The 22,996-nt window shown below is 72.6% G+C and carries 19 protein-coding genes; 9 read left to right on the top strand and 10 right to left on the bottom strand.

Annotation, left to right across the window (positions count from 1 at the left end; genetic code table 11):
- Positions 1-199 precede the first annotated feature (199 nt).
- From ABNF97_RS11035 to ABNF97_RS11025, 3 genes are all read left to right on the top strand, one after another.
- Entirely contained in the window at positions 200-1,456 is a 1,257-nt protein-coding gene (locus tag ABNF97_RS11035; protein ID WP_130460347.1) for an MFS transporter, read from the top strand.
- Positions 1,457-1,726: 270 nt separating this feature from the next.
- Positions 1,727-2,491, top strand: coding sequence for an SDR family NAD(P)-dependent oxidoreductase (locus ABNF97_RS11030; RefSeq protein ID WP_349338463.1), 765 nt, complete (start codon positions 1,727-1,729; stop codon positions 2,489-2,491).
- Positions 2,492-2,798: 307 nt separating this feature from the next.
- Positions 2,799-3,659: a hypothetical protein gene (locus tag ABNF97_RS11025; RefSeq protein WP_349338568.1), complete on the top strand. Its 861-nt coding sequence runs from the start codon at positions 2,799-2,801 to the stop codon at positions 3,657-3,659.
- Positions 3,660-3,686: 27 nt separating this feature from the next.
- Here the strand turns inward: ABNF97_RS11025 and ABNF97_RS11020 are convergent, their stop codons facing one another.
- The 8 genes from ABNF97_RS11020 to pgsA all read right to left on the bottom strand — a co-directional run bounded on the left by ABNF97_RS11020 (position 3,687) and on the right by pgsA (position 10,222).
- Positions 3,687-3,986: a cold-shock protein gene (locus tag ABNF97_RS11020; RefSeq protein ID WP_349338462.1), complete on the bottom strand. Its 300-nt coding sequence runs from the start codon at positions 3,984-3,986 to the stop codon at positions 3,687-3,689.
- Between the two features lie 41 nt (positions 3,987-4,027).
- Entirely contained in the window at positions 4,028-4,777 is a 750-nt protein-coding gene (locus ABNF97_RS11015; protein WP_130460350.1) for a YebC/PmpR family DNA-binding transcriptional regulator, read from the bottom strand.
- Between the two features lie 171 nt (positions 4,778-4,948).
- A complete protein-coding gene (gene pdxT / locus ABNF97_RS11010) occupies positions 4,949-5,554 on the bottom strand; it encodes a pyridoxal 5'-phosphate synthase glutaminase subunit PdxT (protein ID WP_486484895.1) in 606 nt (201 codons plus the stop codon).
- Positions 5,555-5,595: 41 nt separating this feature from the next.
- On the bottom strand, positions 5,596-6,474 hold the full coding sequence (gene pdxS / locus ABNF97_RS11005) for a pyridoxal 5'-phosphate synthase lyase subunit PdxS (RefSeq protein ID WP_130465557.1): 879 nt from the start codon (positions 6,472-6,474) through the stop codon (positions 5,596-5,598).
- A 254-nt stretch (positions 6,475-6,728) separates the two neighbouring features.
- Positions 6,729-7,232 (bottom strand): hypothetical protein, encoded by a 504-nt coding sequence (locus ABNF97_RS11000; protein WP_130460352.1) that lies wholly within the window; start codon positions 7,230-7,232, stop codon positions 6,729-6,731.
- Positions 7,233-7,396: 164 nt separating this feature from the next.
- Positions 7,397-8,557 carry a glycosyltransferase gene (locus tag ABNF97_RS10995; protein ID WP_130460353.1) on the bottom strand — a complete coding sequence of 387 codons (1,161 nt, stop codon included), beginning with the start codon at positions 8,555-8,557 and terminating at the stop codon, positions 7,397-7,399.
- A gap of 12 nt (positions 8,558-8,569) precedes the next feature.
- Positions 8,570-9,553, bottom strand: coding sequence for a phosphatidylinositol mannoside acyltransferase (locus tag ABNF97_RS10990; protein ID WP_130460354.1), 984 nt, complete (start codon positions 9,551-9,553; stop codon positions 8,570-8,572).
- Between the two features lie 39 nt (positions 9,554-9,592).
- Positions 9,593-10,222 (bottom strand): phosphatidylinositol phosphate synthase, encoded by a 630-nt coding sequence (gene pgsA, locus ABNF97_RS10985; RefSeq protein WP_130460355.1) that lies wholly within the window; start codon positions 10,220-10,222, stop codon positions 9,593-9,595.
- A 252-nt stretch (positions 10,223-10,474) separates the two neighbouring features.
- Between pgsA and ABNF97_RS10980 the strand changes: the two genes are divergently transcribed.
- A complete protein-coding gene (locus ABNF97_RS10980) occupies positions 10,475-12,634 on the top strand; it encodes an elongation factor G-like protein EF-G2 (RefSeq protein WP_349338461.1) in 2,160 nt (719 codons plus the stop codon).
- Between the two features lie 269 nt (positions 12,635-12,903).
- Complete coding sequence (locus ABNF97_RS10975) at positions 12,904-13,779, top strand: bifunctional DNA primase/polymerase (RefSeq protein WP_349338460.1); 876 nt, start codon at positions 12,904-12,906, stop codon at positions 13,777-13,779.
- A 264-nt stretch (positions 13,780-14,043) separates the two neighbouring features.
- Here the strand turns inward: ABNF97_RS10975 and ABNF97_RS10970 are convergent, their stop codons facing one another.
- Together ABNF97_RS10970 and thrS are read right to left on the bottom strand one after the other, a co-directional pair.
- A complete protein-coding gene (locus ABNF97_RS10970; protein WP_130465558.1) occupies positions 14,044-14,565 on the bottom strand; it encodes an HIT domain-containing protein in 522 nt (173 codons plus the stop codon).
- Positions 14,566-14,608: 43 nt separating this feature from the next.
- Complete coding sequence (thrS, locus tag ABNF97_RS10965) at positions 14,609-16,684, bottom strand: threonine--tRNA ligase (RefSeq protein WP_349338459.1); 2,076 nt, start codon at positions 16,682-16,684, stop codon at positions 14,609-14,611.
- Between the two features lie 119 nt (positions 16,685-16,803).
- Between thrS and ABNF97_RS10960 the strand changes: the two genes are divergently transcribed.
- From ABNF97_RS10960 to ABNF97_RS10945, 4 genes are all read left to right on the top strand, one after another.
- Complete coding sequence (locus tag ABNF97_RS10960; RefSeq protein ID WP_349338458.1) at positions 16,804-17,955, top strand: class I SAM-dependent methyltransferase; 1,152 nt, start codon at positions 16,804-16,806, stop codon at positions 17,953-17,955.
- A gap of 187 nt (positions 17,956-18,142) precedes the next feature.
- Positions 18,143-20,425: a glycoside hydrolase family 3 N-terminal domain-containing protein gene (locus ABNF97_RS10955; protein ID WP_349338457.1), complete on the top strand. Its 2,283-nt coding sequence runs from the start codon at positions 18,143-18,145 to the stop codon at positions 20,423-20,425.
- Positions 20,426-20,526: 101 nt separating this feature from the next.
- Positions 20,527-21,216 carry a response regulator transcription factor gene (locus ABNF97_RS10950; RefSeq protein ID WP_349338456.1) on the top strand — a complete coding sequence of 230 codons (690 nt, stop codon included), beginning with the start codon at positions 20,527-20,529 and terminating at the stop codon, positions 21,214-21,216.
- Positions 21,217-21,245: 29 nt separating this feature from the next.
- Positions 21,246-22,640, top strand: a complete 1,395-nt coding sequence (locus ABNF97_RS10945; RefSeq protein ID WP_130465561.1) for an ATP-binding protein — start codon at positions 21,246-21,248, stop codon at positions 22,638-22,640.
- Positions 22,641-22,996 lie beyond the last annotated feature (356 nt).

The raw sequence follows: 22,996 nt of genomic DNA, 5'->3' as shown, positions 1-22,996 counted from the left end.
CCCGCGATCGCCGAATTCGGCCCGCGGGGAAGTTTTTGACCGCACCGACACTAGTCAGCCGAGAACCGAAACGGCACCGTTCCGTATCGTATTGTGAGGCGCCTCACCCCCTGCTGTCGTCAGCCCAGATCGACGACGGTGGGACGGCCGTTCCGAGGGCCGTTGACCTCAACCAGACCTCACCTGAGATATTCCCTGGATGCCCCCTCCGGCCCGGCTGGTCCCGGCCCCCTATCGGGCCGCGTTCGCCGAACCGGCCTTCCGCCGGCTGCTCTCCGGGCTGGTGGTCTCGCACCTCGGCGACGGGATGAGCGTGGTGGCGATCGCCTGGCTCGCGCTGCGGCTCGCCCCGCCGGACCAGGCCGGGCTGATCGTCGGCGCCGCCGTGACCGCGTACGCGTTACCGGCCGCCGCCGGGGCTCTGCTGTTCGCCCGCTGGCTGAGCCGGGCCGCCGCCCGCCGCCTGGTACTGGCAAACTCGGTACTCCGGGCCGGTGCGCTCGGCGCAGTGGTCGTACTGCACCTGCTCGACCAGCTCACCGTCGGGCGGTACGTCGCCCTGCTCGCGGTCTCGTCGCTGCTCGCCGCGTGGGGCACCGCGGGGACGTACACGTTGATCAGTGAGATCTTTCCGGCCGAGCGCCGGCTGCCGGCGAACGCGCTGGTCGGGACGAGCCAGCAGGCCGCCTTCGTGGCCGGCCCGGCGGTGGCCGGCCTGCTGGTCGCCACCATCCACCCGGCGCTGGTGCTCGGCCTCGATGCGCTCAGCTACCTGCTGCTGGCGGTACAGGCAGCCCGGCTGCGTCCACCGGCCGCCGGCGGCCGGCCGTCCGGCGCCCGACCGACCGGCCGGGGCTTCCGGATCCTCGCCCACCGCCCTGAACTGATCGGGTTGATCGCGGTCACCGCCGTCTTCTACTTCCTCTACGGCCCGGTCGAGGTGGCCCTTCCGCTGTACGTCGCCGACGAGCTGAGCGCCGCCGCCGGACTGCTCGGCGGCTACTGGACCGTGTTCGGGGTCGGCGCAGTCGTCGGCGGCCTGCTCGGCGGGATGCTGACCCGGGCCCGGCAGTGGCCGGTGACCATCGCGGTGATCGCCGGCTGGGGCCTGCTGCTGGTCCCGTTCGGCCTGGCCGCCCCGGTCTGGCTCACCCTGGCCTGCTTCGCTCTCGGCGGCCTGGTCTACGGGCCGTTTCCCGCGTTCAGCCTCGCACTGTTCCAGAACGCGGCCGACCCGGCGGACCTGCCCGCGGTGCTGGCCGCCCGGGGCGTGGTCACCGCCGCCGCGACACCGCTCGGCGCGGCACTCGGTGGTCCGCTGGTGACCGCGTTCGGTGCCGCCGGCACGCTGTTCGCCTCCGGGCTCGGCACGGTCGCGCTGGCCCTGCTCACCGCCGGCACGCTGCTGCTGCACAGCCGGGTCCGCCGTACCCGACCTGCGGCCGCAGACCGGTGATCTCGCCGTGCCCGACCGGCGGCCGCACACAGGTGAGCTCGGCGTGCCCAGCCGTCCGCACACAGGTGAGCTCGGCGTGCCCGACCGGCGGCCGCACGCCGGTGATCTCGCCGTGCCCAGCCGTCCGCACGCAGGTGAGCTCGGCGTGCTTGCCCGGCCCACGCCGGCGGGATCGGGGCATAGCGCCCGGACCTGTCCGACGTCGATTCGCCGAACGAGGCGTCCGATCACCGCCAGACGGCGGCCCGGCGCTCGCGCACGATGGTTCACATGAGTGAGGTTATTTCAGCAAAGAGCCGTGTTCTGGATGGAAAGGTAGCGTTCGTCACCGGCGGGAGCCGGGGCATCGGTGCGGCGGTGGCGGTGCGGTTGGCCGAGGAGGGCGCCGACGTGGTGCTGACCTACCAGCGCGACGCCGAGGCGGCCGGCGTCGTGCTGGACCGGATCAAGGAGATCGGCCGGCGCGGGCTGGCGATCCAGGCGGACAGCGCCGACCCCGAGGCGATCGTCTCGGCGGTGGACCGCGCGGCCGGCGAGTTCGGCCGGCTCGACGTACTGGTCAACAATGCCGGGGCGTTCATCGTCGGGCCGGTGACCGAGTTGGGGCTCGCCGAGTTCGAGCAGACCGTGGCGGTGAACGTTCGGGCACCGTTCCTCGCCGCACAGGCGGCGGCCCGGCACATGGTCGACGGTGGACGGATCATCACCATCGGCAGCAACATGGCCGAACGAGCACCGTTTCCGGGCTTCGCGCTCTACTCGATGAGCAAGACCGCACTGACCGGGCTGACCAAGGGACTCGGCCGTGATCTCGGGCCCCGGGGCATCACCGCGAACCTGGTCAACCCCGGCCCGACCGACACCGATGCCAACCCGGCCGACAGCCCCATGGCGGAGACCGTTCGCGGTCTCACCGCCGTCGGCCGGTACGCCGAGCCGGCCGAGATCGCGGCGGCGGTCGCCTGGGTGGCCAGCGCCGCCAGCTCGTACGTCACGGGCGCGACGATCGACGTCGACGGCGGCTTCAGCATCTGATCCGATTCGCCGGCCGGCGGAGGGGTCGGAACCGCGCCTGGACCGTCGGACGACCGGCGGTCCAGGCGACCGACCCACCACCGCGCCCACCCCACCGGCCCAGGCCGACGCCGACCCCCGCTCCCGGCGGTGGCCGGCCCCGGAACGCCCGGCCACGACGACTCAGGTCGGTACGCCCGGCCACGACGACTCGGAGCCGGAGCGCCCGGCCACGACGGCTCGCGGTTCGGCGTGTGTGCCACCGTCGGCGCGGGTTCTAAGGTTGATGCCCGGATCGGCGGGAAGGCGGCGGGACGTGCGGGTGACGATGGCAACTGCCGCAGCCCGCACCGGTCGCGGAAACGAGGACTTCGTCGGCGTGGTTCCCACGGCGATCGTGCTGGTCGACGGTGCCGGTGGGGTGTCCGGTGCCGAACTGGTCTGCCGGCACGGCCCGGCCTGGTACGCCCGCCGGTTGGGGGTGGAACTCCTCGGTCTGCTGTCATCCGACACGAACCGGCCCGTTCCGGCGCTGCTCGCCGAGGCGATCGTGCAGGTGGCGGACGCCCACGGTCCCGGCTGCGATCTCGCTGATCCCCGCAGCCCGTGGGCGAGCGTGGCGATCCTGCGCCTGCGCGACGGCCACGCCGACCACCTCGTGCTCGGCGACTCGTTCCTCGTCCTCGACCGAGCCGGCGACTCCGCCGGAGCGAGGGCCCCGCTCGTCGTCTCGGATCCCCGGGAGGTGACGCTGGCCCGGCCGTACCGGTCCGCGCTGGCAGCGGCGGTCGAGGGCAGTGCCGAGTACGAACAGGTCCGCCGCGACGGCATCGCCGTGCTGCGCGCCAATCGCAACCGGCCAGGCGGCTACTGGGTGGCCAAGGAGGACCCCCGGGCGGCGGCCGAGGCCGTCATCGGCAGCTGTCCCGTCTCCGAACTGACCGGTGCGGTGTTGCTCAGCAACGGCGCCAGCCGGATCGTCGACCGGTTCCGGCTCGCCGGCTGGCCCGAGGTGCTGGCGATGCTCGCGTCGAGCGGGCCCGCCGCGATCATCCGCCGCGTCCGCCAAGCGGAGGCCCAGCAGGCGGTGGCGGCGGACGACGCCACCGTCGCCTACTGCACCGACCTCGCCGAGGGCCCGGCGGCGAGCGTGCCGGGCAGCGGTTCGTGTGCTGTCGCTGCCCCTTGAGGGGCAGCAACAGCACACGAAGCGATCTCAGGGGTGGGGTGGCTCGTCGTTGACGATCGTGAGCGTGCTGCGGTACGCCACCGACGACGAGTCCCCGTCCGGCCCCCGGTCCGGCGGCTCCACCGAGCCTTCGCTCCAGACCTTCGTGGCCCGGTACGGGTAACCGTCCTGCCCCGGCGCCTCGACGCGGAAGAAGACCCGCTGCCCGGCTGACAGGCTGCGGTATCCCGGGGCGACGACGGCGGAGAAGTGCACCCAGCAGCCGCCTGGGGCCTCGACGGCATCGAGCACCCCCCACCCCCGGTCGGGGTCGAACTCGCGTACCACGCCGACGATGGGCTCGCCGGGGGTTGTCGGCTCACCCGAGCTCAGCCGACCGCCGCCATGACCTCGTCGGAGACGTCGAAGTTTCCGTAGACGTTCTGCACGTCGTCGGAGTCCTCCAACGCGTCGATCAACTTGAAGACCTTGCGGGCACCCTCTTCGTCCAGCGGGACGGTGACGCTCGGCACCAGGGAGGACTCGGCCGACTCGTAGTCGATGCCGGCATCCTGCAACGCGGTCCGTACGGCGATCAGGTCACCGGGCTCGGAGACCACCTCGAACGCCTCGTCCAGGTCGTTGACCTCCTCGGCCCCGGCGTCGAGGACGGCCAACAGCACGTCGTCCTCGGAGAGCCCCGCCTTCGGTACGATCACCACGCCCTTGCGGGAGAACATGTACGACACCGAGCCCGCGTCCGCCAGCGAACCTCCGTTGCGGGTCAACGCGGTGCGTACCTCGGTCGCGGCACGGTTGCGGTTGTCGGTCAGGCACTCGATCAACAGCGCGACGCCGCCCGGGGCGTACCCCTCGTACATCACCGTCTGCCAGTCGGCCCCGCCGGCCTCCAGGCCGGAGCCGCGCTTGACGGCGCGGTCGATGTTGTCGTTCGGTACCGAGTTCTTCTTCGCCTTCTGGATGGCGTCGAAGAGGGTCGGGTTACCGGCCGGGTCACCACCGCCGGTACGCGCCGCGACCTCGACGTTCTTGATCAGCTTGGCAAACATCTTGCCGCGCTTGGCGTCGATGACCGCCTTCTTGTGCTTCGTCGTCGCCCACTTAGAGTGGCCGGACATACCTGACCTCCATCGTTACCCGGCGTCTGTGTCGACTGCACCGCGCGTCATGTTCTCCACGAAGAACCGCCGAACCCGCGACAATCCTACCGACGCGGTGGTGGCGTACTCACGCGTGGCACGGGGTCGGATCGGTCGTTGCCGCCGGGCGGGACGGGTCACCGGCCGTCGCTAGGCGGAGACGCCTGCCTCCCGGACGAGATCGACGAACCAGCGGTGCAGCCGCCGGTCGCCGGTCAGCTCCGGGTGGAAGGCGGTGGCGACGGCGTTTCCCTGCCGGACCGCGACGATCCGCCCGGCCGCCGGGCCGCCGCTCACCCTGCCCAGCACCTCCACCCCGTCGGCGACCCGCTCGACCCAGGGCGCCCGGATGAAGACCGCGTGGAAACTCGGCCCCGGGATGCCGGCGATATCCACCGGCGCCTCGAAGGAGTCGACCTGCCGGCCGAAGGCGTTGCGCCGGACGGTCATCTCGATGCCGCCGAAGCTGCGCTGGTCGGGACGGCCGTCCAGCACCTCGGTCGCCAACATGATCATGCCGGCGCAGGAGCCGTAGACCGGCATGCCCGCGTCGACGCGCTTGCGGATCGGATCGAGCAGGTCGAAGGTCTCGGCGAGCTTGCTGATGGTGGTCGACTCCCCGCCCGGGACCACCAGTCCGTCGACCTGCTCCAGCTCCTCCGGCCGGCGCACCGGCCGCGCTTGCGCGCCCGAGGCGGTCAGCGCGGTCAGATGCTCTCGTACGTCGCCCTGTAGCGCCAGAACCCCGACGACCAACCCCGGCGCACTCGCGCGGCGAGTCCTCGCGGAAGCCGAGGTCACCAACCCCGCTCCGCCAGCCGGTGCGGCACGGGGATGTCGTCCACGTTGATCCCGACCATCGCCTCGCCGAGCCCTCGCGACACCTTGGCCAGCACGTCGGGGTCGTCGTAGAAGGTGGTGGCCTTGACGATCGCGGCGGCCCGCTGCGCCGGATTGCCGGACTTGAAGATCCCGGAGCCGACGAAGACGCCCTCCGCGCCGAGCTGCATCATCATCGCGGCGTCCGCCGGGGTGGCGATGCCACCCGCGGTGAAGAGCACCACCGGCAGCTTCCCGGTCTCGGCCACCTCCCGGACCAGCTCGTAGGGCGCCTGCAGCTCCTTGGCGGCGACGTACAGCTCGTCGCCGGGCAGCGAGCCGAGGCGGCCGATCTCGGCCCGGATCTTCCGCATGTGCGTGGTGGCGTTGGAGACGTCGCCGGTGCCGGCCTCGCCCTTGGAGCGGATCATCGCCGCTCCCTCGGTGATCCGGCGCAGCGCCTCACCCAGGTTGGTGGCGCCGCAGACGAACGGCACGGTGAAGGCCCACTTGTCGATGTGGTTGGCGTAGTCCGCCGGGGTCAGCACCTCGGACTCGTCCACGTAGTCGACGCCCAGCGCCTGGAGCACCTGCGCCTCGACGAAGTGCCCGATCCGGGCCTTGGCCATCACCGGGATGGAGACCGCCTGGATGATGCCGTCGATCATGTCCGGGTCGCTCATCCGGGAGACGCCGCCCTGGGCCCGGATGTCGGCCGGTACCCGCTCCAGCGCCATCACCGCGACCGCGCCGGCATCCTCGGCGATCTTGGCCTGCTCGGGGGTGACCACGTCCATGATCACGCCACCCTTGAGCATCTCGGCCATACCCCGCTTGACCCGCGCGGTACCGACCACTCCGGTGGCGCTGACGGTCGGCTCTCCAGCCGCGGTCGACTGGTCGGAACCGGACTGGGCGGTGGATTCGGACACGGCGTTCTCGCTCCTCGACAGTGGTGCGGGCGGGTGAGGTCGGCTCGGGTAGGTGAAGTCGCACTCGATGCTACGCGGGGTGCAACGCCGGACCGACAGCCAATCAGACCCCGGGTGGCCTGCCCTGTGGCCGGGCTCACCCTGCGGCCGGGCTCCTCTGCGGCCGTGGATCGCACCCGTCAGCCGACCGACAGTTCCGGGCGGCTGTTCAGGGTCGGGTCGTCGATGTCGAAGTAGCGCGGCAGTTCGTGCTTGCGGGACATCCGGAACAGGCGTACGACGGGGCGGCGCCGCAGGGACAGCGCGTCGCGTACCAGATCGGTGTGGACCTGACGGGCCAGCGCGAGCCGCCGGCTGGCACCGATCACCGCCGCCGCGGCCGGCTCCTCTGGATCCAGCACGCTGGACCGCAACTGCCGGGTGAGGTCGTTCTCCGCGGCCTCCCGCTCCTCACCCTCGGCGTCGAGGGCGATCCGGGACGCCGCGTACAGCTCCAGCACGTACCGCTCCTCTGCCAGGACCGCGGCGGCGGCCGCCCGGCGGAGCAGGTGCGCGTCCAGAGCCCGGGTGGCCGACCGCACCCGGGCGTGCATCCGGTCGACCCGGGCCGCGATCCAGACCAGGTACGCCGTCACCAGGACCACCGCCACGACGACGCCCACCACCCACCACATGCCCGGCATCGTAGTGCGGCCCCCATTCCCGTCTCGTCGGCACGTCACCGGCGCACCGCGGACCAGCCCGGCCAAACCGCCCGTACCACGCAGTCGGGCAGCACCGGCCCCGGACGGGCGGCGCGGGACGGTCGGTGTGCTTTCGCACCCTTCTGGACCGGTTCCGGGGCCAGTCAGCCGGGCCCGATCCACTCCTCGTCCAGCACCCGACCGTCGGTTGCCTCGATCGCCGTCGCGTACACCTCCAGAACCCGGCGGGCCACCGTCGGCCAGTCGAAGGTTTCGACCACCTCCCGGGCACAACCGGACAGCTCGGTCCGGCGCACCGGGTCGTCGAGCAGGGCGGTCAGGGTACGCCGCAGCGCCGTCGAATCCCCGGTGGGAAAGAGCTCACCGGCCCGGCCCCCGTCCAGCACCCGACGGAAGGCGTCCAGATCGCTCGCCACCACGGTCGCTCCGGCGGCCATCGCCTCGGTCAAGATCATCCCGAAGGATTCGCCTCCGGTGTTCGGCGCGACGTAGAGGTGCACGCTGCGCAGCATCCGCGCCTTCTCCGTTTCGGGGACCCGGCCGAGGAAGGTGATCCGGTCCCGCAGCCCCTCCGGTACGCCCTCGTGCAGTTCGGCCACGTCCCCCGGGCCGGCGACCAGCAGCCGCAGCCCCGGACGCCGCGCGGCAAGCGCGACGAACGCCTCCCGGAGCACGCCGAAGCCCTTCCGGGGCTCGGTGAACCGGCCGAGGAAGCCCAGCGTGCCCCCCTCGCCCGTCCCGCACGGGCCCGGCCACCCGGGCAGCGGCTCGGCATCGGCGAACTTCGCCACCGCCACCCCGTTGGGGATCTCCACCGCCCCGCCGCCGAGATGCTCGACCTGGACCTTGCGGGCCAACGCGCTCACCGCGATCCGGGCGGTGATCCGCTCCACGGCGAACTGCAACACCCCCTGGGCGGCGGCCAGCGCCCGGGACCGGGTCATCGCGGTGTGGAAGGTGGCGACCACCGGCCCTCGGGCGGAGAGCACGGCGAGCAGGGAGAGGCTGAGCGTGAACGGCTCGTGCACGTGCAGCACGTCGAAGCGGCCCCGGGCCAGCCAGCGCCGGACCCGGGCGGTGGAGACCGGGCCGAAACTGATCCGGGCCACCGACCCGTTGTACGGCAGCGGCACCGACCGGCCGGCCGACACCACGTACGGCGGCAGCGGCGAGTCCTCGTCCGCCGGTGCCAGCACGCTCACCTCGTGGCCGAGCCCGATCAGCGCCTCGGCGAGGTCGATCACGTGGTTCTGCACCCCGCCGGGGACGTCGAAGGAGTACGGACACACGATGCCGATCCGCACTGCGCCTCCCTCTCAGGCCGGCTCGGACATCGACGGGGCGCCCGGTGTGCCCGGCCCCGCCCCGGCCGGGCCCGCCGATCCGGCGGCCGACCCAGGCGTACCGGCGGAGATGCCGGGTTCGTCGATCCAGACCCGTTGCAGCATGTGCCAGTCTTCCGGACGCTGCGCGATGCCCTCGGCCAGGTGGTCGGCGATCCGCTGGGTCAGCGTCCGGACCCGCTGGTCGAGTGGGCCGGTATCCGCCGCCGGCACCTCCAGCGGCCCGGTCAGCCGGCCCCGTGGACCGGCCGGGTCGTACCAGAGCGCCGCCACGTAGAGCGGGGCACCGGTCCGGACGGCCAGCAGCGCCGGGCCGGCCGGCATCCGGGCCCGACCGCCGAAGAACCGCACCTCGACGCCGCGCGCCGACAGGTCCCGGTCGGCGAGCAGCGGTACCAGGTACCCGGCGGCGAGCCGCTCGGCCAGCACCTCGAAGGGTGCCCGGGCACCACCGTGGGTCGGCAGGATCTCCATGCCGAGCCGGCGCCGGAAGCCGACGAAACGCTCGAACACCCCCTCCGGCTTGAGTCGCTCCATCACGGTGGCGATCGGCCAGCCGTTCGCGGCGACCCAGGCGCCGGCGGCGTCCCAGTTGCCGGAGTGCGGCAACGCCACCACCGCGCCCCGGCCGGCCGTCATGTCGGCGGCGAGCAGCTCCTCGCCGTCGAGCCGGAAGTCGTCGCGGAGCTGCTCACGACTGCGGGACGGCAGCCGGAAGACGTCGAGCCAGTAGCGGGCGTACGAGCGCAGGCCCCGGCGGACCAGATCTTCAAGGCCGGACTCCGGCAGGTCGGGGCCGACCACCCGGCGCAGGTTGCCGGCGAGCCGGAGCGTCCCGGGGCCGCGCCTGCGGTACGCCTGGTCGGCGGCGGCCCGGAACAGCGCCGCCGCGGCCGGCCGGGGCAGCGCGCGTACCGCCCGCCAGCCGGCCAGATAGGCGAACTCGACCGGGGTCACCGGCCGGCCCGCCGCACTCTCACGCCGCCACCCGCCCGGTCACGCGTCCACGCCCGTCTCGGCGCGCTGCGCCTGCCGGTAGACGTGGGTCATCCGCTGCGCGACGGTGAAGACCGAGACGGCGGCGAGCAGCCAGAGCGCGGTGACCAGCGCCCAGTCCAGCCCGAGGCCGGTCAGCAGCCCGCCGACCCCGACGATGAGCAGCCGCTCGGTCCGCTCGGCGATCCCGACGTTGCAGGTCATCCCGAGCCCCTCGGCACGGGCCTTGACGTACGAGACGAGACCACCGACAACCAGGCAGATCAGCGCGGCGGCGACCCCGACGTGGTCGTCCTGGGTGGCCAGCCAGTACGCGACGGCGCCGAACACCGCACCGTCGGAGACCCGGTCCATGCTCGAATCGAGGAACGCGCCGAACCGGCTCGACCCGCCACGCATCCGGGCCATCGTGCCGTCGAGCAGGTCGGTGAGGGCGAAGAAGGTCACCACGAGCGCACCGGCCACCAGGTAGCCCCGGGCCCCGAGCGCGACCGCTCCGACCACCACGCCGAGCGTTCCGGTCACGGTGACGGCGTTCGGCGTCACCCCGACCCGCAGCAGGGTCCGGGCGATCGGTTCGACGACGCGGGTCATGCCGGCCCGGGCCGACACCTGGAAGATCTTCGCCATGGCCGTCCCACCATAACGGGCCGGGAACGGTGACGGTACGCGCGGTGGCGCATAGTTCACGCCGCAGGCTTGTGTCACGACTTGTACGGGTGTGAGATCGGAGCAGGGGACGTGACGCCGATCACCTGTCACCCGGCACGTCTCCGGCAGCACGGCAGGCCACCCGAGGATATCGCCGCGGAGTCGCCAGGGCAGCTCCCCCGTCGCGCGCGGCGGTCGCCACCAACCACCGGCTTAGGGAGGTGCGCCCCAATGGCGCAGAAGAGTTCGGAGAAAGGGGTCACCGGCCCGGCGCCGGTGGTGGACGAGCCTGGCAGGGTTCGCAACGTGGTGCTCGTCGGGCACTCCGGAGCGGGGAAGACGACCCTGGTCGACGCCCTGCTCGCGGCGACCGGCACGATCTCGCGGCCCGGTTCGGTCGTCGACGGCACCACGGTGTGCGACCACGACCCGGCCGCGGTACGCCAGCAGCGCTCGATCAGCCTGGCCTGCGCGCCCCTGCAGCACAACGGCATCAAGGTCAACCTGTTGGACACCCCCGGCTACGCCGACTTCGTCGGCGAGCTCCGGGCCGGGCTGCGGGCGGCGGACGCGGCGCTCTTCGTCGTCTCCGCCGTGGACGGGATGGACGGGGCGACCGCCGCGCTCTGGCAGGAGTGCGCCGCGGTCGGGATGCCCCGGGCCGTGGCGGTCACCCGGCTCGACCACCAGCGGGCCGACCTCGACGAGACGGTGGCGCTCTGCCAGCGGGTCTTCGGCGACAACGTACTCCCGCTCTACCTGCCGATGCTCGACGACGAGGGCGTGGACGTGGTCGGCCTGATGGGCCTGATCACCCGCCGGGTCTTCGACTACTCCGCCGGCCTGCCGGCGACGGTCCGGGACCCGGACCCGGAGCACCTGCCGGCGATCGGCGACGCCCGCAACGAGCTGATCGAGGGCATCATCGCCGAGAGCGAGGACGAGACCCTGCTGGACCGCTACCTCGGCGGCGAGGAGATCGAGACGCAGCTCCTGATCAACGACCTGGAGAAGGCCGTCGCCCGGGGGCACTTCTATCCGGTGGTGCCGGTCTGCGCGGAGACCGGGCTCGGTGTCGACGCCCTGCTGGAGCTGCTGGTCTCGGCGTTCCCGACCCCGCTGGAGCACGACCTGCCCACCGTCACCGGCGTCGACGGCTCGCCGCAGCCGCCGCTGACCTGCGACCCCGACGGACCGCTGGTGGCCGAGGTGGTCAAGACCACGATCGACCGGCACGTCGGCCGGGTCTCCCTGGTCCGGGTCTTCTCCGGCACGCTCCGCCCCGACCAGGTGGTGCACGTCTCCGGGCACGGCATGGCCGAGCGCGGCCACCCGGACCACGACGCCGACGAGCGCGTCTCGCACCTCTACTCGCCGCTCGGCGCCGCGCTGCGCGAGGTGCCGTACTGCGTGGCCGGCGACATCTGCGCGATCACCAAGTCGGGTACGGCGGAGACCGGTGACACCGTCTCGGCCAGGGAACACCCGCTGCTGATCGAGCCCTGGGAGATGCCCGAGCCGCTGCTGCCGGTGGCGATCGTCGCGAAGAGCCGGGCCGACGAGGACGCGCTGGCCAAGAACCTGGCCCGGCTGGTCGCCGGTGACCCGACGATGCGACTGGAGCGCAACCCGGAGACCCATCAGCTGGTGCTCTGGTGCATGGGCGAGGCGCACGCCGAGGTGGTGCTCGACCGGCTCCGTGGCGGCGGGGTGGACCTGGAGACCGAGCCGGTCCGGGTGGCGCTGCGCGAGACCTTCGCGGTGTCCTCGAAGGGGCACGGCCGGCACGTGAAGCAGTCCGGCGGGCACGGTCAGTACGCGGTCTGCGACATCGAGGTGGAGCCGCTGCCCCGGGGCGCGGGATTCGAGTTCGCCGACCGGGTGGTCGGCGGCGCCGTGCCGCACAGCTACATCCCGTCGGTGGAGAAGGGGGTACGCACCCAGATGGGCCGGGGCATCGTCGCCGGCTATCCGGTGGTGGATCTGAGGGTGACCCTGGTGGACGGCAAGGCGCACAGCGTGGACTCGTCCGACGCCGCCTTCCAGACCGCCGGCTCGCTGGCGCTGCGGGACGCGGCGGAGAAGGGGCAGGTCAGCCTCCTGGAGCCGGTCGACGAGGTGGTGGTGCGGGTGCCGGATGCCAACGTCGGTGCGGTGATGAGCGACATGTCCGGGCGGCGAGGCCGGGTGCTCGGCACCGAGCCCGATCCGGCCGGCGCCGACCACACCCTGGTCCGGGCGGAGGTGCCGGCGACCGAGCTGATCCGGTACGCCGTCGAACTCCGGTCGATGACCGCCGGTGGCGGCACCTTCCGACGCTCCTTCGCCCGCTACGAACCGATGCCCGCGCACCTCGCCGACCAGATCCGCAAGGAGCACGCCCCCCGCTGACGTGTAGGGAAGGCCCCCGCTGGGGCAGAAAACGCCAAGCGGGGGCCCTTCCCTGCAAGCAGGCGCTCCACCTCGGCGGACCCGGACCGGCGGGGCCGGCCGCTACCTGTTCCGGCCGAGGGAACACGAGGTACGCAGCCACCGCGCACACCTGCCGGCGGTGCGCCGGGTGGAGTCCTGGCCGGAGCTGATGGCGCTGATCGAGGGTGTCGATCAGACAGATGTTCGAATACCCTGAGCGTGGGTATCCGGCCGGTGAGGAGGTCGGGATGACACCGCTGCTGCGCGCCGCACTGGAGTACGCCGCTGCCGGCGTACCCGTGCTCCCGCTGCACTCCCCGACCGCGACCGGCTGCACCTGCCGGCGGCCCGACTGCGACCGCCCGGGCAAGCATCCCCGCTGGCACCGCAGCCTGCTCCGGCACGGCCTGCACGACGCGAGCGCCCGGCCGGAGGTGATCCGGCGGTGGTGGACCCGCTGGCCGGAGGCGAACCTGGCACTGCGCACCGGTGACCGGTTCGACGTCTGCGACGTCGACCCGCCGGACGGGGTCGCCGCGCTGCGTGCCGTGGTCCGGGGGCGCCGGATCACCGGGCCGGTGGTCCGGACCGGTTCCGGTGGCTGGCACCTCTACCTTCGCCCGACCGGCGCGGGCAACCGCACCGGACTGCTGCCCGGCGTCGACTGGCGCGGCGCTGGCGGCTACGTCGTCGCCCCGCCGTCCCGGCACGCCAGCGGCCGGGACTACCGCTGGATCCGCCGGCCGGAGGTCCCGCTCGCCGCCTGCCCGCCGGAACTGACCGCGCTGCTCTTCCCGCCGGCGCCGCCGCCCCGCCCGGGACTGGCCGGCCCGGGCGGCGCCGACCGGCTGCGGCACCCCGACCGGTACGCCGGCGCCGCGCTCGCCGCCGAGGCGAGCACCGTTGCCGGGGCGACGACCGGCACCCGCAACACCACGCTCTACCGGGCGGCGTACCACCTCGGGCAGCTCGCCGCGCTGGATCTGCTGGACGACCACGACATCACCGTCGTCCTCGCCGATGCCGCCCGCCGCAGCGGACTCGGCCGCCCCGAGATCGCCCGGACGATCCGGTCCGGGCTGCGCACCGGTCATCGGCAGCCCCGGCACGGCCTCGCCGCCTAGCTCCGTCTCCGGCCGCGCCAGACCAGATCGCGCGCCTGGTCACCGCACCCGGCGACACACTGTCGTGGAGGGCGACACCCTGCTGAGGAGACTGTCGAGCTGCCCCGCCCGTGCAGCCATGCCCGTCATCCGCCGTACGCTGTCCCGACAACCGGGTTTGGGGTATGCCCCACCTGTGCACCCAGCTCGACAGTGCGCGTGCCAGCTACTTGCCCGCCGGCTTCGTCGCTCAGCCGGCCGTTCGTCTCCCGCCGGCCTCGTCGCTCAGCCGGCCGTGCTCGCCCAGGCGGTGCCGAGCAGGGTACGGGTGTCGGCGAGCAGCTGCGGCAGCACCTTGGTCTGGGCGATCACCGGCATGAAGTTGGCGTCCCCGCCCCACCTCGGCACCACGTGCTGGTGCAGGTGGGCGGCGATGCCGGCACCGGCCACCCCGCCCTGGTTCATGCCGATGTTGAAGCCGTGCGCGTTGCTGACCCGCCGCACCACCCGCATCGCCGTCTGGGTGCAGTCGGCCAGCTCGGCCGTCTCCGCGGCGTCCAGCTCGGTGTAGTCGGCGACGTGCCGGTACGGGCAGACCAGCAGGTGCCCCGGGTTGTACGGATAGAGGTTGAGCACCACGAAGACCCGCTCGCCCCGGTGCACCACCAGGTTCTCCTCGCCCTCCCGCTCCGGAGCCAGGCAGAACGGGCATCCGGTCGGCTTCTCGTGCCCCTCCCCCGGCCTGTCCGGGCCGGAGATGTAGGTCATCCGGTGCGGGGTCCAGAGCCGATCGAGCCCGTCGGGCATGCCGAGTTCCGCGTGGGGCGCCGCGCCTGTCACGCCGACGATCCTACGACCCGGCCTCCCCACCGGTCGGTTCGGCGGTCGGACCGGTGTTGACCCGGGCTCGGACCACCTCCACGACGTGCGCCACCGCGTCGGCGAGCGGTACCCCGTTGCGCTGTGACCCGTCCCGGTAGCGGAACGAGACCGCTCCCGCCTCCACGTCCGCGTCCCCGGCGATCGCCATGAACGGGATCTTCTGCTGCTGGGCGGTACGGATCTTCTTCTGCATCCGGTCGTCCGAGGTGTCCACCTCGGCCCGGATCCCCTCGGCCCGCAGCGCGGCGACGAACCCGTGCAGGTGGGTGGCGTGCTCCTCCCGGATCGGGATGCCGACCACCTGCACCGGGGCCAGCCAGGCGGGGAAGGCCCCGGCGTAGTGCTCGGTCAGTACCCCGAAGAACCGCTCGATCGAGCCGAAGAGCGCCCGGTGGATCATCACCGGCCGCTGGCGAGTGCCGTCAGCGGCCTGGAATTCCAGGCCGAACCGCTCGGGTTGGTTGAAGTCGACCTGGATGGTGGACATCTGCCAGGTGCGCCCGATCGCGTCCTTGGCCTGGACGCTGATCTTCGGGCCGTAGAAGGCCGCGCCGCCCGGATCCGGCACCAGGTCGAGCCCGGACGCCTCGGCGGCGGTCCGCAGCGCCTCGGTCGCCTCCGCCCAGTCCTCGGCCGAGCCGATGAACTTCGGCGAGTCGTCCCGGGTCGACAACTCCAGGTAGAAGTCGTCCAGGCCGTAGTCGCGGAGCAGGTCGAGGACGAACGCCAGCAGCGTGGTCAGCTCGCCCGGCATCTGCTCCCGGGTGCAGTAGATGTGCGAGTCGTCCTGGGTCAGCCCGCGTACCCGGGTCAGCCCGTGCACCACTCCTGACTTCTCGTACCGGTAGACGGTGCCGAACTCGAAGAGCCGCAGCGGCAGCTCCCGGTACGACCGCCCGCGCGCCCGGAAGATCAGGTTGTGCATCGGGCAGTTCATCGCCTTGAGGTAGTAGTCCGCGCCCTCGAACTTCATCGGAGGGAACATGGTGTCGGCGTAGTACGGCAGGTGGCCGGAGGTCTCGAAGAGCTGCGCCTTGGTGATGTGCGGGCTGTTGACGAACTCGTAGCCGGCCACCTCGTGCCGGCGCCGCGAGTAGTCCTCCAGTTCCCGGCGGATGATCCCGCCCTTGGGGTGGAAGACCGCCAGGCCGGAGCCGATCTCGTCGGGGAAGCTGAACAGGTCCAGCTCGGCGCCGAGCTTGCGGTGGTCGCGCCGGGCCGCCTCCTCCAGCACCTTCAGGTACGCCTTCAGCGCGTCCCGGGTCGGCCAGGCGGTGCCGTACACCCGCTGGAGCTGCGGGTTGCGCTCGTTGCCCCGCCAGTACGCGGCGGCCGAGCGCATCAGCTTGAACGCGCCGATCAGCCGCGTGCTGGGCAGGTGCGGCCCCCGGCAGAGGTCGGACCAGCAGACCTTGCCGCTCTCGGCGTCCAGGTTGTCGTAGATGGTGAGGTCACCGGCGCCGACCTCCATCACCTCGCCGGCGTCGAAGCCCGTCCCGCCACCCTCGGACCCGGCCCCCTCGCCCTCGCTGCGCTGCCGGTCGCCCTTGAGGGCGATCAGCTCGATCTTGTAGGGCTCGCGGGCCAGTTCGGTGCGGGCCGCGTCCAGGCTGTCGAAGCGGCGCCGCCGGAACCGCTGGCCGGACTTGACGATCTCCTGCATCCGCTTCTCCAGCCGGTCGAGGTCCTCCGGCTGGAACGGGCGGTCGACGTCGAAGTCGTAGTAGAAGCCGTTGTCGATCGGCGGGCCGATCCCGAGCTTCGCCTCCGGGAAGGTGTCCTGGACGGCCTGGGCCAGCACGTGCGCGGTCGAGTGGCGCAGCACGTTCAACCCGTCCGGCGAGTCCAGCCGTACCGGATCGACGACGGTCTCCACCTCGGGCGCCCAGTCCAGGTCGCGCAGCTGCCCGTCGGGGTCGCGGACCACCACGATCGCCCCGGGGCCGGCGTGCGGCAGGCCCGCCGCGGCCACCGCCTCGGCCGCCGTCGTCCCGGCCGGGACGACAACGGGGTCGGCACCGACGGGGGTACGGGGTTGGGACACGGTGGCTCCTCACGATCATGGACGAATCGGGCGTGGCCGACGGGATCGGCTCGCCCAGATGTTATCGGTCCTGCGTTTTCCTCCTGCCGGCGCCGCTACCTCGGCGTTAGATTGACGCCGTGGCACCCGTGGACGCCGTGAGCGCACTACAGCGTAGATACCAGACCTTCTTCGGCACCGGGCCGGGCGTACCGTTCGCGGTGGCGCCGGCCGGTGGTCCGGTGCGGACCTTCGGCGCCGGGGCACCGCAGTTCACCATCGTGGTCAAGGACGAGCGGGGCGCGAAGGCGCTGGCCGCGCTCGACCAGTTCGCCGTCGCCGTGGCCTACCTGCAGGGATCGCTGGACGTCGAGGGCGACCTGGCGGCGGCGCTGCGGATGCGGTCGTTCTTCACCGACCGGCACCCGATCGCCTTCCTCGGCCGGTTCGTGCCGGCGCTGCTGCGCGGCCGTCGCGAGGACGACCGGCGGGCCATCTCGCACCACTACGACGAGGATTCGGACTTCTTCCTCACCTTCCTCGACCACCGGCACCGCTGCTACACCGAGGGGGTCTTCGCCTCCGACGACGAGCCGCTGGAAGACGCGATGACCCGGAAGATGGACCTGGCCCTGGAGGCGATCGGGGTCGGCCCCGGCGACCACGTGCTGGAGGTCGGCGGCGGCTGGGGGGCGTTCAGCGAGCATGCCGCCCGCAAGGGGGTACGGGTCACCACCACGACGCTGTCGGTGGAGTCGGAGCGCTTCCTCACCGAGCTGTTCGACCGCGAGCGGCTGCCGGTGCGGGTTGTCCGGGAGCATATCTTCGGCTACTCCCCGGGCGAGCGCTACGACGCGATCGTCAACATGGGGGTCACCGAGCACCTGCCCGACTACCGCACGACGCTGCGCAAGTACGCCGAACTGCTCCGTCCGGGCGGCCGGGTCTACCTGGACGCGCTGGCGATGCGCCACAAGCACATCGTCTCCACCTTCATGAAGCGGTACGTCTACCCGGGCGGTTCGGCCCCGCTGCTGCTGCACCAGTACCTGCGGCACGTGGCGCACTCGCCGTTCGAGCTGCTCAACCTGGTCGACGATCGGCACAACTACTACCTGACCTGCCGGGAGTGGGCGCGCCGGCTGGACGACGCCCGGGACGAGATCGTGCGGCGCTGGGGCGAGCCGCTGTACCGCCGGTTCCGGCTCTTCCTCTGGGGGTCGGCGGCCGGCTTCGACACCGGGATGGTCCAGGCGTACCGCTGGGTGCTGCAACTGCCGCCGGCCCGGTAAGGCAGGGCCCTTCTTATCGCGTTTCTGTTGTAGAAGGGCCCCCCTCCGTGCACCCGGGATTGCGGGTGGGAGCGCTCCTGCCTAGGGTTGAGGCCGAGCCGAGAACGACGATCGTCGATTGCTGCGGTCACCGTACGGCGGGGAGCGGCGCCGGCCGTGCGGGAACCTGCCGCCGGAAGGACGTCCCGTGCGTACCCGATCCCGCGCCGCGCTGCTCATCGCCGGCCTACTGACCCTGGCCGGCCTCGGCATCGGCCTGCCCGCCCCGCCGGCCGTGAGCGCCGCCGCGCTGCCCTACCAGGACTCGGCGCTGCCGGTCGCCACCCGGGTCGACGACCTGCTCGGCCGGATGAGCCTGGACGAGAAGATCGGCCAGATGACCCAGGCCGAACGCGCCTCGGTCACCCCGGCCGACATCACCGGCTACCGGCTCGGTTCGGTGCTCTCCGGCGGCGGCTCCGCGCCGACCCCGAACAACGCCACCAGCTGGGCCGACATGTACGACCGGTTCGCCAACGCCGCCCTCGGAACCCCGCTGGGCATCCCGCTGATCTACGGCTCGGACGCCGTGCACGGGCACAACAACGTGGTCGGCGCGACGATCTTCCCGCACAACATCGGCCTCGGCGCGACCCGCGACCCCGAGCTGGTCCGGCGAATCGGCCGGGCCACCGCCGAGGAGGTCGCCGGCACCGGGGTGAACTGGACCTTCTCCCCCTGCCTCTGCGTGGCCCGCAACGACCGCTGGGGCCGCACCTACGAGTCGTTCGGCGAGGACCCGGCGCTGGTCAGCTCGATGACCACCGTGATCGACGGCCTCCAGGGCGAGGCACTGGCCGGCCCCGCCTCGGTACTGGCCACCGCCAAGCACTACCTCGGCGACGGCGGCACCACGAACGGCACCGACCAGGGCAACACCCAACTCTCCGAGGCCGAGTTGCGCGCCGTGCACCTGCCGCCGTTCGCCGAGGCGGTCCGCCGGGGCGTCGGCTCGGTGATGATCTCGTACAGCAGTTGGAACGGGCAGAAGCTGCACGGGCACGACTACCTGATCAACGGCCTGCTCAAGGGCGAACTCGGCTTCGACGGCTTCGTGGTCTCCGACTGGAACGGCATCGACCAGCTCGACGGCGCCACCGGGTTCACCGCGGCCGAGGTCCGGCAGGCGGTCAACGCCGGCATCGACATGGTGATGGCGCCGACCGGCTGGCGGCAGTTCATCACCCATCTCCGGGCCGAGGTCCAGGCCGGCCGGGTCAGCCAGGCCCGGATCGACGACGCCAACCGGCGGATCCTGACCAAGAAGGTCGAGCTGGGCCTCTTCGAGCGGCCGCTGGCCGACCGGTCGTACCTCTCGACGGTGGGCAGCGCGGCACACCGGGCGCTGGCCCGGGAGGCGGTGGCGGCCTCGCAGGTGCTGCTGAAGAACGACGGCGGCATCCTGCCGCTGGCCACCGCGAACAACCGGATCTTCGTGGCCGGCAAGAGCGCCGACAACATCGGGTACGCCAGCGGCGGCTGGACGGTCTCCTGGCAGGGCGGCAGCGGGGCGATCACCCCCGGCACCAGCATCCTGCAGGGGATCCGGAACGCGGTCGCCTCCTCCAGCACCGTCACCTACCAGGCCAGCGGTACCGGCATCGACAGCTCGTACCGGGCCGCGATCGCGGTGATCGGCGAGACGCCGTACGCCGAGGGGCGCGGGGACCGGCCGAGCGGGATGGGTCTGGACGCCACCGACCTGGGCACGCTGGACCGGCTGCGCGCCTCCGGGGTGCCGGTGATCGTGGTGCTGGTCTCCGGCCGGCCGCTGGACATCGCCGGACAGTTGCCGGACTGGCGCGCCCTGCTCGCCGCCTGGCTGCCCGGCACCGAGGGCGCCGGGGTGGCCGACGTGCTGTTCGGGGTACGCCCGCCCACCGGCCGGCTGCCGGTGAGCTGGATGAGCAGCGCGAGCCAGCAGCCGATCAACGACGGCGACGGCAAGACGCCGCTCTTCCGGTACGGCTTCGGACTCGGCTACCCCGACCAGCCGCCGCCGACCACCCCACCACCAACTACCGCGCCACCGACCACCCCACCACCAACTACCGCGCCGCCGACCAGCCCGCCACCGACCACCGCGCCGCCGACCAGCCCGCCGGGCGGCGCCGGCTGTCAGGTGACGTACGCGGTCAACGAGTGGTCCGGCGGATTCTCCGGAAACCTCACGATTCGCAACACCGGTACGTTCGCGTGGACCGGCTGGACCCTCGGCTTCAGCTTCCCCTCCGAGGGGCAGCGGGTGGTGCAGGGCTGGTCGGCCCGGTGGACGCAGTCCGGCACCGCGGTCACCGCGACCAACGAGAGCTGGAACGGCAGCCTCGCGCCCGGCGCCTCCGTCGGGATCGGCTTCACCGGCAGCCACACCGGCAGCAACCCCCGGCCGACCGGTTTCACCCTGAACGGGCAGCCCTGCGGCACCGGCTGAGCCGCCATCGGTCCGCCCGGATCCGACCGACCGGCGATCCGGGCGGACCGCCGCAGCCGCCATCAATTCACCCGACTTGCCACGGGCAGTACGGTCATCAGGTGGCCACCGTCCTCCTGGTCGAAGACGACCATGTCGTACGCGGCGCCATGCTGCGCTCCCTGGCCGACCGCGGGCACGCGGTGCACGCGGTAGGCACGGCGCTCGATGCCCTCCGCCGGGTCGCCGCGGAAACCCCCGACCTGGTCGTACTCGACCTCGGGCTGCCCGACCTGGACGGCGCCGACGCGCTGCGGATGTTGCGCGGCATCACCGACGTACCGATCATCATCGCCACCGCCCGCGACGACGAGCAGGCGATCGTCCGGCTGCTCCGGGCCGGCGCCGACGACTACATGGTCAAGCCGTTCACCGGCGCCCATCTGGATGCCCGGATCACCACTGTGCTCCGCCGGGTCGGCCGGGCGAGCCGTGCCGTCGAGCCGGCCGTACACTCCGTCGGCGGGCTGCGGATCGACGTCGGCGAACGGAGTGCACTCCTCGACGGGGTGCCTCTGGCGCTGACCCGCAAGGAGTTCGACCTGCTGGCCTATCTCGCGGCACGGCCCGGCCGGGTAGTGTCCCGCCGGGAACTGTTGGAGGAGGTATGGCGGCAGCCATCGGTCGGCGAGGATCAGACCATCGACGTACATCTGTATTGGCTGCGCCGCAAAATGGGAGAGTCCGCGGCGAAGCCCCGCTACCTGCGCACCGTGCGGGGGGTCGGGTTCCGGTTGGTGGTACCGGACTGAGGTTGGCGCTGGCCTACCTCGGGGCCGGCATGACCACGATCGTCGCGCTCGCCTTCCTGGTCCCGCTCGGCACGGCGTTGCAGCGCGACGCCCGCGAGGACGCGCTCGGCGAGGCCGCCCGGCGCAGCGCGGTGGTCACCGGCGCGCTGGCGGTCACCGCAGACCCGGCGGCGCTGGGCCGGGTCGTCGAGTCGACCGCCGGCAACACCGGCGATCCGCCGGTCGTGCACGGACTGTCGCTCGGCGGCGAGCCACGGGCCGCCGCCGGCGACGTCGACCGGGCGATCCAGACCGGTGCACCGGTCGTCGCCGAGGTCTCCGGCGGCGTGGTCCGGCTCGAACCCGTACCGGTCGCCGGCCGGGTGCTGGTGGTCGAGGTCTTCGTCTCCGAGGCGGCGCTGACCGCCGGCACCGGTGGCACCTGGCTGATGCTGATCCTGGTGGCGATCGGCCTGGTGGTCGCCTCGGTGATCGTGGTGGACCGGCTCGCCGCCAGGGCGGTCGCCTCGGCCCGGGGCCTGGTGCAGGCGGCGCTCGCCGTCGGCGACGGCGACCTGGACGTACGGATCCAGCCGAGTGGCCCCCGCGAGCTGGCGGAGGCCGGTTACGCCTTCAACCGGATGGCGGACCGGCTGGTCACCTCCCGCACCGACGAGCGCGAACTCGTCGCCGACCTGTCGCACCGGCTGCGTACCCCACTGACCGTGCTGCGGCTGGACGCCGACGCCCTCGACTCCGACGACACCAGCGTCGGCTCGTTCAGCGCCGCCGAGCTGGACCGACGGCGGACGATCCGCCGGATCCGGCAGGCGATCGTGACGCTGGAGGGTGAGATCGACGTACTGATCAACACCACCCGGAAGACGGTCGCCCAGGAGGCCGCGCCGGGCAGCTGCGACGTCAGCGAGGTGGTCCGGGACCGGATGGTCTTCTGGTCGGCGCTGGCCGGCGACCAGAACCGGTCGCACCGGGTCATCGGCGCACACACCCGGATCCCGGTGCCGGTGCCCCGGGCCGAGCTGGCCGCCGCCCTGGACGCGGTGCTCGGCAACGTCTTCCGGTACACCCCGCAGGGCACCGCGTTCGAGGTCGCCGTCAGCCGCCGGGACGGCTACATCGCGGTCCGGGTGGACGACGCCGGGCCCGGCATCGCCGATCCGGACCGGGCGCTGCGCCGGGGGGCCAGCGACCGCGGCTCCACCGGGCTCGGCCTTGACATCGCCCGCCGGGTCGCCCAGCAGGCCAACGGCTCGGTCAGCATCGACCGGGCCCGGCTGGGCGGAGCGAGCGTGGTCATGCTGCTGGCCGACCCGGACGCGGCCCCCCGGCAGGTGAGCCGGTTCGGGCTGGTCGGCCGGCTGGCCCGGGAGAAGGACGCGGTCACCCGCCGCCGCTGGTCCCGGCCGCGCTCCTCCGGCGACTGACCGGATTCCCGATTGGACCGGGCGGCCCGGCAAGGAGTTTCTGGTTCCGTGCAAGTCTTCCTTAGGTCTGGATTAACGCCCGTCCGAGCGCCCCGCCTCGGTGGCAACATCGAACCCGATCCCATCCTGCTCCACCGGGTCACCTACCCACAGATGTTTCGCCCAGCCCGGCCCGTGGAGCCTGGCGCGCGGCGGAAGCACGGTCCCCCACACCTGGCTTCCGCCGCGCGCCGACAAGTTCGGCAGAGGTCGAGCCGGCGTGCCGCCGCCGCGATGCGCGCGGTGACGTACCGGTCGATCTCGGCCCCATGATCGCTGACCCGGCGCGGCCGCCCGCAGCACCCCGCGCCGGGTCA

This window comes from Plantactinospora sp. B6F1 (assembly GCF_040120695.1).
Taxonomy (GTDB): Bacteria; Actinomycetota; Actinomycetes; order Mycobacteriales; family Micromonosporaceae; genus Plantactinospora.
Note: the sequence above shows the minus strand (reverse complement) of the source record. Positions and strands in the feature narration are given on the sequence as shown.